The 13241-nt window shown below is 46.3% G+C and carries 9 protein-coding genes and 1 pseudogene; 7 read left to right on the top strand and 3 right to left on the bottom strand.

The features are described 5' to 3' along the window. Together COW15_RS19725 and raiA are read left to right on the top strand one after the other, a co-directional pair. Window positions 1–394 (top strand): annotated as a pseudogene (locus tag COW15_RS19725) (chemotaxis protein); the annotation flags it as partial. 248 nt (window positions 395–642) lie between these two features. Continuing rightward, window positions 643–999 (top strand): ribosome-associated translation inhibitor RaiA, encoded by a 357-nt coding sequence (gene raiA, locus COW15_RS19720; RefSeq protein WP_293635296.1) that lies wholly within the window; start codon window positions 643–645, stop codon window positions 997–999. A gap of 65 nt (window positions 1000–1064) precedes the next feature. Here raiA and COW15_RS19715 read toward each other — a convergent pair whose 3' ends face one another. Next, on the bottom strand, window positions 1065–1787 hold the full coding sequence (locus COW15_RS19715; RefSeq protein WP_293635294.1) for a YebC/PmpR family DNA-binding transcriptional regulator: 723 nt from the start codon (window positions 1785–1787) through the stop codon (window positions 1065–1067). Between the two features lie 416 nt (window positions 1788–2203). Here COW15_RS19715 and COW15_RS19710 point away from each other — a divergent pair, with 416 nt between their 5' ends. Both COW15_RS19710 and COW15_RS19705 read left to right on the top strand, forming a co-directional pair. Then, complete coding sequence (locus tag COW15_RS19710; RefSeq protein WP_293635292.1) at window positions 2204–3772, top strand: methyl-accepting chemotaxis protein; 1569 nt, start codon at window positions 2204–2206, stop codon at window positions 3770–3772. Between the two features lie 321 nt (window positions 3773–4093). Continuing rightward, complete coding sequence (locus COW15_RS19705) at window positions 4094–4318, top strand: TIGR02922 family protein (RefSeq protein WP_007647006.1); 225 nt, start codon at window positions 4094–4096, stop codon at window positions 4316–4318. Window positions 4319–4482: 164 nt separating this feature from the next. Here COW15_RS19705 and COW15_RS19700 read toward each other — a convergent pair whose 3' ends face one another. Continuing rightward, window positions 4483–5064: a TetR/AcrR family transcriptional regulator gene (locus COW15_RS19700; RefSeq protein WP_293635288.1), complete on the bottom strand. Its 582-nt coding sequence runs from the start codon at window positions 5062–5064 to the stop codon at window positions 4483–4485. Window positions 5065–5196: 132 nt separating this feature from the next. Here COW15_RS19700 and COW15_RS19695 point away from each other — a divergent pair, with 132 nt between their 5' ends. Further along, complete coding sequence (locus COW15_RS19695; protein WP_293635286.1) at window positions 5197–6252, top strand: alkene reductase; 1056 nt, start codon at window positions 5197–5199, stop codon at window positions 6250–6252. A 51-nt stretch (window positions 6253–6303) separates the two neighbouring features. Here COW15_RS19695 and COW15_RS19690 read toward each other — a convergent pair whose 3' ends face one another. Beyond that, entirely contained in the window at window positions 6304–8745 is a 2442-nt protein-coding gene (locus COW15_RS19690; RefSeq protein ID WP_293635284.1) for an ATP-binding protein, read from the bottom strand. A gap of 381 nt (window positions 8746–9126) precedes the next feature. On the opposite strand from COW15_RS19690, the gene COW15_RS19685 reads away from it, so the two are divergent. After that, complete coding sequence (locus COW15_RS19685) at window positions 9127–11769, top strand: bifunctional diguanylate cyclase/phosphodiesterase (RefSeq protein ID WP_293635282.1); 2643 nt, start codon at window positions 9127–9129, stop codon at window positions 11767–11769. Window positions 11770–11856: 87 nt separating this feature from the next. Beyond that, window positions 11857–13086, top strand: a complete 1230-nt coding sequence (locus COW15_RS19680; protein WP_293635280.1) for a DEAD/DEAH box helicase — start codon at window positions 11857–11859, stop codon at window positions 13084–13086. Window positions 13087–13241 lie beyond the last annotated feature (155 nt).

Here is a 13241-nt window from a genome sequence, read left to right as displayed (position 1 = left end):
CCGTACCAGCCAATCGACATCCCACATTGAGCAAATCGTCAGCCGATTTAGGGACAGTACCCACAAGGCGACCTCGACTATGGTGGCAGGACAAGAACAGGTCAAACGTTCCGTTGAGTTAGCACAGGATGCGAGCGTGGCCTTTGGGGAGTTATTATCATCCATCGCCAGAATTAACTCCCTCAGTGATGACAATGCCGCTGCGATGACGCAACAAGCCTCTGTGGCCGCTGAAATTAGTCGAGCTATTCATGTGATCAGTGATTTAGCTCAGCAGAGTTTAGAACAGACCCAAGATGCGGCCGCGCGGGGCGATCAAGTGTCGCGTCTATCGACCAAGACGCATCATCTGTCACAACAGTTTTGGCAGCAGAGTGTGCAGCGCAAATATTGAGTGAAATTGGAGCTATTGCAATAGGCTGAATATGTGGCAGTGGTTGATTTTTATACGAATTGACTTTTTAAAATCAACCACTTACTTATCTCTTACATGACACATTTCTTGATAGACTTCACATTTAGACGCTGCTAATACCTGCGTTACCCGAAATATTTATCTTTAGGGCTTGTGTTTTATTCTGCATGCCCCAAGCTCTAATAGTGAAACGAAAATAAAAGTAATGACACTAAAAGGGACAACCTATGAAAATAAATCTTTCTGGTCACCATGTCGATGTTACTGATTCTGTTAAAGAACATGTCAACGAAAAGTTTTCAAAAATCGCCACCCATTTCCCTACTTTGATCGCACTCGATATCATTATCGCGAAGGAGCATGGCGAGTTTCAGGTTGAAATTCGAACTAATTATGAAGGCAGCCGCATTTCTGCATCGGGTACGGATGAAATCATGTACCCAGCCATCAAGGCCGCATCGAAAAAATTAGATGCCGCACTTGAGCACCGTAAAGGCCAACTAAAAGCCGATTTACATGAAACCCCAAGCTGCACTACGCCAGCCATTGCCCATGAAATTATCCAAGAGATGGAGCTTCGTTAGATTTTAGCCATGAAATAAAAAACGCAGCCAAGGGCTGCGTTTTTTATTTCAGGCGAAAGTGGTGTTTAGTCTTCAATTTCCGCATTGTGGTAGACGTTTTGTACATCGTCACAATCTTCTAATGCGGCGATAAACTTATCGAATACGGCCACATCTTCGCCAGTCACTTTAGTCATAGTTTGCGGGACGAAGGTGATGTTTTCGATTTCAAAGTTAATCTCTGGCATGGCGTCGGTCAGTGCCGTTTTGACCTTGAAAAATTCAGTGTGTGGTGCAAATACGCTGATCATGCCATCTTCGACTTCGACATCGCTCACATCCACATCGGCCATCATTAGGATTTCTAAAATGGCATCTTCATCATCGCCTGGGAAAACAAAAACGGCAGCATGATCAAACATATGGCCAACAGTACCTGGGCCACCGAGTTTAGCATCGTTCTTCACGAAGGCTTGGCGGACTTCGGTGAAGGTACGTTTTACGTTATCGGTTAAACAGTCAACAATCACCATGCAGTTGCCTGGACCAAAACCTTCATAACGGGCTGTATCGTAATCTTCACCACCGCCGCCTTTGGCTTTTTCAATAGCGCGTTCAATCACATGCGCCGGAACTTGGTCTTTCTTTGCGCGTTCAATTAAACGACGTAGTGATAAGTTACCATCTGGCTCTACGCCACCTTGCTTAGCGACAACGTAAATTTCTTTACCGTAGCGCGAGTAAAGGCGGGTTTTCTGGCCTGCAGTTTTCGCCATGGATTCTTTACGATTTTGATATGCTCTGCCCATCTTGATCTCGTTAGCTCAAAAAAATTGCGCCGATAGTAGCAGTTTTCTTGGTAAAAGTGCAGTCGTCTCAGCGGGAATTATTGCCTAGAAGGCGATACAGACCGCATTTCTGATCGCTTGGGGGAATAAGGTTGTAACCTTAAATAGAGTGCGAGATGTGACTTTTCATACTAAGGTCTAATGCCATAAGATCGATAGACTGTCGATGATAGGCTATTGGTTTTATTTTTCGCCAAAGAGTGAATTGTTTTCTGAGTCAGAGGGATAGGCGAGTCGTATTCGCCTTAAGATCCTACCTGTCTTATCGGTTTCGCTGCTAGTTAGCGTAGCAATGGATGGCTATTACTCGTTAATTTTGAGTCGACTTCCCTTAATCGAGCCCTTCATCCTTTGTGTGCGCCGTTGTGAGAATAGATATGGAAATACAACATAAAGTCGTGGCCGCTCTGGGTTTTATCCTCATCATGCTGAGCAGTTTATTGCTCTCGACGCTGGCGCTTCCCAGCCTTATTCAGGCGATTGTGTTAGCCGTGTTAGCGGGGGGATTTTTACTCTGGATGGCGAAGCGTGCCGTGGCCACTCAACAGCAGGCTGATGGACTTAAGGTTCAGCACCTTAAGGTACAAAATACCTCGGCGCACGAGATCAGTATACAAACGAGTAAAATGGCTATTGGCTCGGCCGAAGTTTCACATTTTATTGATTTGCTGAATAAATCAATTGAATCAAACGGTGAGCATGCCAGTGCCATCGCCGTAGCCGCAGAGCAACTCAGCCATACCACAGCACTACTTGGGGATAATGCCGCCAATATTTTAGTGCAGGCCCAAGAGGCCGAACGATTCAGTATGCAAGGCCGAACACAGGCCCAAAAGGGGGTGGAGGCGATTCAATCTCTTAGTGCTGATATTGATACCGCGGCGGAGCAGGTACAGGCGCTTAGGTTCAAAGCTGAACAAATTCAAAAAATTACCGAGGTGATTAATGCCGTTGCCGAACAAACGAATCTTCTGGCATTAAACGCTGCGATTGAGGCGGCTCGTGCGGGTGAGCAAGGCAGAGGATTTGCTGTGGTAGCGGATGAAGTCCGCAGCCTCGCGGCTAAAACCGCTGCTGCAACCCAAGATATAGGCAAAATGCTATTAGAGATCCGCAGCGAAACCGATAAGACCTCGGGTTTGATGGAGCGGGTGGTCTCTCAGACTGCAGATGTTGTCGCTGCTATGGGGGAACTCGATGAACATTTCACTGAAATATCGACTTCGGTGACGCACTCCGCCCACGCCCTTGGTGATATGGAGAATTCACTTAAGCAATATAACAACACCACGAATGATATCAGCCGTTCGGTCAGCCAAATTCGGGACTCCTTAAACTCGACGGGAAAACAGAGTCATCAAGTGTCTGAGCAGGCATTTACCCTTTCTTTAACGACGGAGGGAATTTTTAGAGCCCTATCCAACTGGGACACACAAACCTTCGATCAACGGGTGTTAGTGTTAGCCAATGCTGCTGCAACGGCCTGCGGTGAAAAGCTCGCTGAAGGTTTAGCAAAGGGGAATTTTAGTGAGGCAGAGTTGTTTAATCCCAAGTACCAACCTATTGCCAATACGCAACCACAGAAATACAGCACGGCTTTCGATCAGTTTACCGATCAACATTTCCCCGGGATCCAAGAACCTATTTTAGCAAAATATAACGAAATTATTTATGCAGGAGCCGTGGATAAAAAAGGCTATTTCCCGACCCATAATAAACGTTTTACCCAAGCCCTAACGGGAAAGCACGAAGTTGATATAGTGCACAATCGCACTAAACGCCTGTTTAATGATCCAACCGGGATCCGCTGTGGTGACCATACAGAACCAGTATTATTACAAACCTATAAACGGGACACGGGTGAAGTGATGCACGATTTATCCGTGCCTATTTATGTCAATGGCAAACATTGGGGCGGATTTAGGGTCGGGTTTAAAGCCAAGTAATCGCGAGTAACTCGATATGGGAGTGAAGCTTATTGCATAAAAACTCAGGCCAACAAAGTTAACTCTTGTGATCAATTGCGCGGAATTGATTAACAAAATAGAAATAGATTGGCATCTATTTGCCGAAGTGCTTAAATAGCAAAATATTGATGGCGCTAAGATATTCAAACATATTCAGTTGAAGCAGTAGGGGCGGTTTTTTTTAGCGAATTGATTTTAAATAGTAAAATTTTTTCTAAGTTTTACTGTCTAAGAGAGTAAGGGAGACTCTTGTCATCTAGGTCGATAGCAGCAGGCGCTGCTTAATGTGAGTTAAAAGCTATGCAAGCACAACAAGCGATTGTAACCGTTCTGTATTATGATGCACCTGTAGGGTTGATTATGCACAATGCTGTGCTAGATGGTTTACCTGTTAGCGACTCTGGCCGAGTGATGATCCCAGCCAGTTTCCGTAAGGGAAAATCCATCATAGCTGTCCTAGAAGGTGAGTGTAAGATTTTGAACTCCCTAGGAGAACGAGTCTTTGCCCAAGCTAATATAGGTTAAAACCACCCTGCGGATCGAAAACTGCACAGACAATGGGGGACGGTAAAGATAATTTACCGTCCCCTTAATTTTAATGCCGATAATGGATAAAGCGGGGTCCTTGTCCTAAATCAAAGCCGTTCACAATCTAGGCCCTATTGCACCTGGGCGCTGTTTCGACACTCCTATCGACAGACTTCGATAAAGAGCTTATCCGCTAATTGCTGTAAAATTTGCGCCTGTGGATGGGTGTGGGCGAAGGTTCTCAGGCCGTATATGCCCATCATCAGGTATTGGGCCCTTTGGGTACTATTGCGTTCCCCTTCGAGCAACCCCTGCGAAGCGGCAAAGTCAAATTGTTGCGTCAGTGCGTCTTGCCATGTCTGTAGATTCTTATTGATAATCTGTTGTATTTCATCATCTTGTTCTGCAATTTCGTTCAATGCCTTAGTGAGTAAGCAAGCTTGTGCGCTGTCGCAACTTAAACATTCGATGACCAGATTATCTAAGTAGCGCTTCAGGTTCGCGAGCACATCGGCACTATTGGTAAAGAGGAGACTGAACTGCGCGTTTCTATCGAGTTGGTATTGTTCGATTGCGGCAATTAATAGCCCACGTTTATTGGTGAAGGCGCAGTAGATTGAGCCTGGATGCAATCCCGTGGCTTGGGTGAGATCTTGCATGCTGGTTTTAGTGTAACCCTTGTGCATGAAGGCGGTCATAGCACCGCGAAGCACTTGTTCTCGGTTGAACTCTGCATTGCGCATCGACTTTATTTTACTCGTCTAGAAAAACTTAGCCCCATTCTACCTAATTTTGAACATACATTCAAAAATGAACTTGAATGTTCATTCAAATAATATTATCTTGAACGTACATTCAAGATTGAGACCGAGACTATGACCACACACGCCACTTCAAATCTATTTGAAAGCTATAAACTTAACGATGCTATTACCTTAAATAACCGTATTTTAATGGCGCCCTTAACCCGTTGTATGGCGGATGCCGAACTGGTGCCGACCGAGGATATGGTCGCCTATTATGCGCGCCGTGCCGAGGCGGGTTTGATCATCACAGAGGCGACGATTATTCGCCCCGACGGCCAAGGTTACCCTAATACCCCAGGTATTTTTACCCAGGCACAAATTGCTGGCTGGCGTAAGGTTACCGATGCGGTGCATGCCAAAGGTGGAAAAATTTTTGTGCAGTTATGGCATACGGGGCGCGTAGCGCACCCTCACTTTTTTGGTGGTGGCGATGTGCTCGCCCCATCGGCGCAGAAGATCGAAGGCTCAGTCCCCAGAATGCGTGAGTTGACCTATGTCACACCAAAACCTGCAACCCTAGAGGATATTCAGGGTCTGGTGCGCGATTATGCCAAGGCGGCTGAAAATGCGATAGAAGCGGGCTTCGATGGGGTTGAAATCCATGGTGCAAATGGGTATTTAATCGATGCCTTCCTACACCATGACAGTAATCGTCGCACTGACGAATACGGTGGTACGCCAGCTAATATGGCGCGCTTTGCCCTCGAAGTCGTTGATGCTGTTGTCGCTCGTATCGGCAAAGACAGAACCGGTTTACGTCTGTCTCCCGGCGCCTATTTTAATATGGCTGCCGATAGCCGCGATCGTGCGGTATTTGATTATCTATTACCAGAAATCGAAAAGCGCGATATTGCCTTTGTGCATATTGGTATTTTTGATGACAGCATGGAGTTTGACTATTTAGGTGGTCGTGCTTCAAGTTATGTGCGAGCACACTATGGCAAAACCTTAGTGGGTGTCGGCAGTTACAGTGCACAGAGCGCAAGTGAAGCGATAGCTGCAGATAAGTTTGATTTGATTGCTATCGGTCGCCCCTTTATTGCCAATCCAGACTATGTCGCTCGGGTGCGCACTAATGAGGAACTTGTGCCCTACAGCGATGAAATGCTGGCGACATTAGTTTAACAATTGAATTATCAAAACAAAGGGTTAGCTAAGTGCTAACCCTTTATGTTTCTACCCTTTTTTATCGGTTTTAGCTAGGGCTCTGAGGGCTAAAAGTTTTTGTTGGGCAATACCGAAAATACTCTCGGGCGCATATCGCTCTTGGCTATTAGCCTCTCTTTCAATCCGCGTATCAGCGGCCTTGCCAAGTAACAGTTCCATCGCTTGGGTGACATGGGTAATGGCCCAAATATGGAATTCTCCTTGCTCAACCGCTTCGACAATATCTTTACGTAACATAAGGTTGGCAACGTTCGAAGCGGGGATAATCACGCCTTGGCTCGATGAGCGCCCCTTTATCTTGCAGACGTCGAAAAAGCCCTCAATTTTCTCATTTACGCCGCCAATGGGCTGCGCCTCTCCGAATTGATTCATCGAACCTGTGATCGCAATATCTTGCCTAATAGGTTGTTCACTTATGGCTGAGATAATGGCGCAGCATTCGGCCATCGAGGCGCTGTCGCCATCAACCCCGCTATAGGACTGCTCAAAGGTGAGATAAGTCGTTAAGGGGATTTGTGCCGTCTTGCCTAAAACTGAAGCTAAATAAGCGGTTAAGATCAACACTCCCTTAGAATGGATCCGTCCACCCAGTTTGACTCTGTGTTCAATATCTAACACTTCCCCCTTACCAAAAGCAGTGGTCGCTGTGATGCGATTAGGCATGCCGAATTGATGATCGGAGGTAGAAATAACGGATAGGGCATTGATTTGACCGACGACGTTATCATGGGTATTGATCAAGGTCGTGCCGTTAATAAAGCTCTCCATAATGCTATCGTGCAGGCGGGAGACCCTTTTTTCTTGATTGCGCAGTGCCTGTTCCACATGGGGCACAAGAATTTGATCGCTGCTAGTGGACTTAGCACAGTAGTTCGACTCGCGCAGTAAATTAGCAATATTAGCTGAGTGTAGGGAGAGTTTTTGCTGATCCTGCGCCTCGCGGGAGCTGTATTCGATGATCCTAGCTATGGCGCTACGCTCGCAGTGCAGCATATTGTTGTCGTGCACTATGCTGGAGATAAAACGCGCATAGTGGGCTTCAGATGCATGGGTTCTGTCCATTACATCTTCAAAATCGGCGGTGACACGGAACAGTTCACTAAAGTCAGGATCATAGTGCTGCAATAGTTGATAGGTTTCGTAATCGCCAAACAGGATGATTTTAACGTCTAAGGGAATGGGCTCTGGCGCGAGGGAAATCGTACCCGAGAGTGAGACCTCACGCTCGAGGGAGCTTAAATCTAATTTGCGGGAACGTAGGGCGCGTTTTAATCCATCCCAGACATAGGGACGTTCAAGCACTTTCACCGCATCCATCAATAACACGCCGCCATTGGCTTTATGTAGGCTACCGGAGCGGATCAGCGAGAAGTCGGTGAACACTGTGCCCCTAAAGGTCGCGTTTTCCACGTAGCCGAACAGACTGTGGTAGCTCGGGCTTTCTTCCACTACGATAGGAAATTTTTGTGAGCCTTGGCAAACCAATACATTGACTTGATAACGGCGGGGCATTTTCTTTTCTAGAGAGGCATAGGCGAGGGCGAGTTGTTCTTCACTTTCCTCTAAAAAGATATCTAAATTACTTAAGATATCCGCCTGCATGCCGTTTAAAAAGACTCTCACTTCGGGCTGATGTTTGTACTTGTCCTTCAGTGGCTTAAAAAAGTGGATAAGTACATCCTTAGCGACTTGCTCATCGTGCTCCTGCTGAGTGTCGCTAAACTCTTCTTCCCATTCAGTATTTTGACGAATAATGCCACGCAGTTTGACTTCAAGTCCGTTAATATTGCTTTCAAATTGACTACGCTCGGCCTCGCTCAGGGCATTGAAGGAGGCTTCATCGTGGGGCTCGTCTTCACCCTTCAGTGCGATCATTTGATAATCGCCCTGCAGGGTTAAGCTGAGGCTGATGCCTTTTTGCTTGGCTTCCTCACTTAATTCGGTCAGTGCGGTTTCTTGCTTTTGGGCTAGTTGGCTTTTTAGTTTTTCGGCTCGCGCATAGTACATTTCATTATCAAAGGCTAAGGGGAGCGCCTTGACTAATTTAAGCATGAGTTTTTCGATGGCTTTTTTAAATTCGAGTCCAGTTCCTGCTGTGAGCTTGAGTACCTTAGGACTACGGGTATCGTCGAAGTTGACCACATAGCACCAATCGTGCAGATTGTGATCGCTCGGCTCGTGACGATTAAGATAGCGCAGCATCATAGTGCGTTTTCCTAATCCATTCTGGCCTATGGCATAAATGTTATAGCCTTTTTCTTTTATACCCATGGCAAATTCCACCGCCTGTTGGGCGCGTTCTTGGCCGACGATGTCATCGAGTGGGGTCAGTTCTGCGGTCGATTGGCAGTTAGGACTTAATTCTTTTAGCTCACATTTACGATACAATTGCTGGCTAGTTAATTGAATGGTTTGATTCGGCTTAGTATGAGATGGGTGGTCAGTGGGCATAAATATCCTTGAATTTTTAGCCTTAATATTTCCATTGTAGACAATAAGATAACATCGTTGTCAATTAAAAATCGGTTATTCTCCACCTAATTTGTCTGATGATGTATAACGCCAGTGACCTTCCTGCCCTTTGTTTTATAAATTATTTATGTATTAGGAAATAACGATGGTTTGGCCTCTATACTGATAATTACTGATATGATGCAGAATCGCAGTTTGTATTTTTAGCAAAGGCTAGGCGCCGATAAGGCTCTAGGTACCATGCCAGTGATGTCGCTCGGGTGACTTGCATTCATCTTCTGTGTCGGTGTATAAGGGCGCTTTGAGAGTTCAGAGTAAGTCAACATTAAGCAGTAACAAGGCATTGATTGGCAAATATATATGATTGATGTGATCATTCCACAACAGCAACAAGACAGTTGGTTAAGTGACTTAAATTTAGTCGCTGAGGTGTCTGCATGCCATGCACTTATCTTCGCCCGTAATGGCGCAGGTCAATTGAGCCTATTGTTACAGTCGGCAGCGGCCACGGATGAGGATATCGCATCGATACTCGGTCAACTCAATGCTCATCACGGTTTTAAACTACAGCAAACCGCCACGCCACATAGTAAAGCTGCGGATATTTCTCACATTGAGCTAGCTGATAAACCGGGTGTCGTCCATAGTCATCAAGCTATGGTCTCTAATGCCAAAGTGCAACTCACGCCGCATTTACTGGCTATGCCCTTAGTCACAGACACCTCATTAGATCCGTTTTGGCAGCCCTATAACCGTTTAGGCAGCCTGATTTGCTTGCCGATACTCTGGTCATCGGGGGCCAGTTTTGGTGCCCTGTGTTTGTACCATAGTGCGCCCCATCATTTAACGGGTCAGTCACTGCAACTTGCCCAGCTTAACGTCAACAGCATTCAGCTTAGTTTAACCGAGATCCTGCGCCAGCATAGGGCCGATGAAGCATTGGCCCGTGGTGAGCAAAGCAACTTACAAGTGCTAGATTTACAAACCTTTATCGATAGCTTTGAGGAGCATATTTGGGTCAAGAATATCGATGGGGTTTACACTATCTGTAATCTGAGTGTTGAAAAAGCCTGGGAAATGCCGCGCAGTGAGATTGTCGGCAAAACAGATGTTGAATTATTTGGTAAAGATATTGCCGATATTTTCCTCGATGGTGACAGGCTCGCCATTGAAACGGGCACTCCTATTATCGTTGCCGAATGTTTAGATGGCGGCGAGCAGGCAAAACACCTCTGGTTAGAAACCTTAAAAATGCCCGCCTTCACCGCAGAGGGACAGTTGGCTGGCGTGATTGGCATGACGCGCAATATCTCTAAACATAAGGAAGTAGAAGAGCAACTTACACTCGCAACGAATGTATTTAAAAACTCGGTGGAAGGTGTCGTTGTGACCGATAGGCACGGCAATATCACCGATGTGAATGGTGCCTTTTACGAAATAACGGGTTACTCCCGTGAGGAATTGCTCGGACAAAACCCCCGTTTGTTCAATTCGGATCGCCATGATAAAGCGTTTTTCGATGTCATGTGGAATGCCCTGTTAGAGACAGGTAAGTGGAACGGCGAGATCTGGAATCGCCGTAAGAATGGCACTATCTTCCCGCAAAATATCACTATCAGCACTATTTATGACGATGTGGGTGATATTCGTTATTTCGTCGCAGTGTTTTCAGATATTTCCGCACAAAAACAGAGCGAAGCTCAGCTTGCCCATTTAGCCTATTTCGATCCCCTGACGCATCTACCGAATCGAATGAAGTTAATGATGCAGTTAAAACAAGAGGTGAGGCACGCTAAGCGCCTAAATGCCCAACTCGCAACTGTGATTATCGACGTCGACTTGTTTAAACACATTAACGACAGTTTTGGCCATAGCATAGGTGATGAGATGCTGGTGGAGTTAGCGAAGCGACTCCGTAGCAAAGTTCGTGATCAGGATGTGTTATCGCGCATTGGTGGTGATGAGTTTGTCGCCTTGATCTCTGGCATTCAAAATGGTGAGGATGCCACCCATGCCATCAATCAATTGCGTCAGGTTTTTGAGCAACCCTTTGTGGTGAGCACCGGTGATCATCTACGACTCACCGCAAGTATGGGTGTATCACTCTACCCGAACGATGGAACCGATGCGGACACCCTATTGCGTAATGCGGATGCGGCCATGTATCGGGCAAAGAATGAGGGTCGTAATGATTTTGCCTTCTACACTGAGTCTCTAACCAAACAATCCCTCGAACATTTAAAGTTACAAAACGCCCTCTATGGTGCCATTGCCCAGAACGCTTTGTATTTGATGTACCAGCCAAAATTGGATTTATCAACCCGTAAAACCGTGGGGGTTGAGGCACTGCTTCGTTGGCATGATCCACAATTGGGGCAAATATCGCCGGCGGTGTTTATTCCCGTAGCCGAAAAGATTGGCCTTATTCACGATATCGGTTTGTGGGTGCTCGAAACGGCCTGCCGCCAAGGCGTGACTTGGCTGGCCGAAGGTCAACATTTTGGGCGTATCGCCGTGAACGTAGCGGGCCAGCAGTTGCAACGCAGCACTTTTGTTGAAGAGGTAAAACGGGTATTAGAGAAAACAGGCTTGCCTGCCAAGTACTTAGAGTTAGAAGTCACTGAAAGTGTGATGATGCAAAACCCTGATCTGGCTATCCGAGACTTAAAGCTGCTTGGGGATCTGGGCATTGAACTGTCAGTGGATGATTTTGGTACTGGCTATTCATCACTGAATTATTTGAAAAAATTACCGATCCATAAGCTTAAAATCGATCAATCCTTTGTGCGGGATATTCCCTTCGATACGAACAATACCGCCATTGCGAAGGCCGTGATCGCCCTTGGCCACGCCCTAAAATTAGAGATTATTGCCGAAGGGGTTGAAACCGAGGAGCAGGCGGATTTCCTAAGACAAAATCTGTGTGATCAAGCCCAGGGTTATCTCTTCAGTCGGCCTCAGTTACCGAGTGCACTAGAGGCATTTTTCGCTAACCCAGAGTAATTGCCTACGTTATGCGGCTCGGCTGCGGCTAGTCGCACCTTTCCCAGTCTGTTAACATTGGTTCATTATGATTTGTGGTGATTTTTAATGTCTTTCAGCTCACTTTCTTTGCATTCCCAGCTAGTAAACACCTTAGCCGAACTCGGCTATCAGCAACCGACACCTATCCAAGTTGAAGCTATTCCTGTGATTTTGGCAAAACAGGATCTGATGGCGGGTGCACAAACGGGGACGGGGAAGACGGCAGCATTTGCCTTGCCGATTTTGCATGGATTGATGGCAGAGCCCTTAGCGAAGGAGAGTCCAAGGCACATAGGTGCCTTAGTGTTAGTTCCCACGCGGGAGCTTGCGGTCCAAGTTCAGCAAAGCTTTGTTAAATATGCGAAAGGCACGGATATCCGTATTGGGATCGCCTATGGTGGCGTGAGTATCGATGCTCAGGTCGAGGTGTTTAAAGTGGGAATTGATGTGCTCATTGCGACTCCTGGGCGTTTGCTCGATCATCTACGTCAAGGCGCGCTCAATCTTAAACAATTGAATGTGCTGGTGTTTGATGAGGCAGACCGCATGCTCGATATGGGCTTTATGGATGAAATAAAGGCGGTACTCAAACAAGTGCCAGCGAATAGACAAACCCTATTGTTTTCAGCCACCTTAGACGATGCCATTTTCACTTTGAGTAAAAGTTTGCTGCGTGAGCCTAAATGGGTTGAAGTGGCTAAACGCAATACCACGGCCGCGCAGGTGGAACAGCGGGTTTATGCTATTGATAGCGACCGTAAAACAGAATTTGTAAGCCACTTAATTCGCAGCCAAAATTGGCACCAAGTGCTTATTTTTAGCCGCACTAAACAGGGCGTGGATAAACTCGCCTTGCAACTCAATAAACTCGATATTGCCACCCAAGCATTCCACGGCGATTTGTCCCAAGGGGCGCGGGAAAAAGTACTACAGGATTTTAAACAGGGCAAAATTCAAGTGCTAGTGGCTACCGATGTGGCGGCAAGGGGGCTGGATATTGTTGAATTACAATATGTTATCAACTTTGAACTGCCTTTTATTGCCGAAGATTATATTCATCGTATCGGTCGCACAGGTCGAGCGGGTAATGCAGGTCTAGCCATTACCCTATTTAGTCAAGAGGATGCCTTGTTGCTCGAAGAAGTCGAGGCGGTGCTCGATAAGCGCCTGCCCCAGCAATGGTATCCAGGCTTTGAGCCCGATTTTAATAAAATGGCCCCAGAGCCGAGACGCAACAGCAAAGCCGCCCAAAAACAACGCGCTAAAAAACGCGCCCTCGGCGGTAAAAAGCGTTAAACATAGGTCAATTCAAGGGAAGAGGGCAGGTCCTTAAGTTGGCGTGCTTTGGGCGGAAGTGTATTAAAAAATCTATAATAAACGGGCAGCATAGATTAGTTAACATAATGTATTTATAGGAAATATAGTTATAAGTTCATTGAGGTTAGTATCAA

It is taken from the genome of Shewanella sp. CG12_big_fil_rev_8_21_14_0_65_47_15, assembly GCF_002783505.1.
Classification (GTDB): Bacteria; Pseudomonadota; Gammaproteobacteria; order Enterobacterales; family Shewanellaceae; genus Shewanella.
The sequence above is the reverse complement of the archived record's forward strand: the minus strand, read 5'-3'. Positions and strand labels throughout refer to the sequence as shown.

What these genes read in the sequence shown, in the direction of transcription:
- raiA (WP_293635296.1), top strand. Translation starts at nt 643, where the DNA reads ATGAAAATAAATCTTTCTGGTCACCATGTCGATGTTACTGATTCTGTT.
- COW15_RS19680 (WP_293635280.1), top strand. Translation starts at nt 11,857, where the DNA reads ATGTCTTTCAGCTCACTTTCTTTGCATTCCCAGCTAGTAAACACCTTA.
- COW15_RS19690 (WP_293635284.1), bottom strand. Translation starts at nt 8,745, where the DNA reads ATGCCCACTGACCACCCATCTCATACTAAGCCGAATCAAACCATTCAA.
- COW15_RS19695 (WP_293635286.1), top strand. Translation starts at nt 5,197, where the DNA reads ATGACCACACACGCCACTTCAAATCTATTTGAAAGCTATAAACTTAAC.
- COW15_RS19705 (WP_007647006.1), top strand. Translation starts at nt 4,094, where the DNA reads ATGCAAGCACAACAAGCGATTGTAACCGTTCTGTATTATGATGCACCT.
- COW15_RS19700 (WP_293635288.1), bottom strand. Translation starts at nt 5,064, where the DNA reads ATGCGCAATGCAGAGTTCAACCGAGAACAAGTGCTTCGCGGTGCTATG.
- COW15_RS19710 (WP_293635292.1), top strand. Translation starts at nt 2,204, where the DNA reads ATGGAAATACAACATAAAGTCGTGGCCGCTCTGGGTTTTATCCTCATC.
- COW15_RS19715 (WP_293635294.1), bottom strand. Translation starts at nt 1,787, where the DNA reads ATGGGCAGAGCATATCAAAATCGTAAAGAATCCATGGCGAAAACTGCA.
- COW15_RS19685 (WP_293635282.1), top strand. Translation starts at nt 9,127, where the DNA reads ATGATTGATGTGATCATTCCACAACAGCAACAAGACAGTTGGTTAAGT.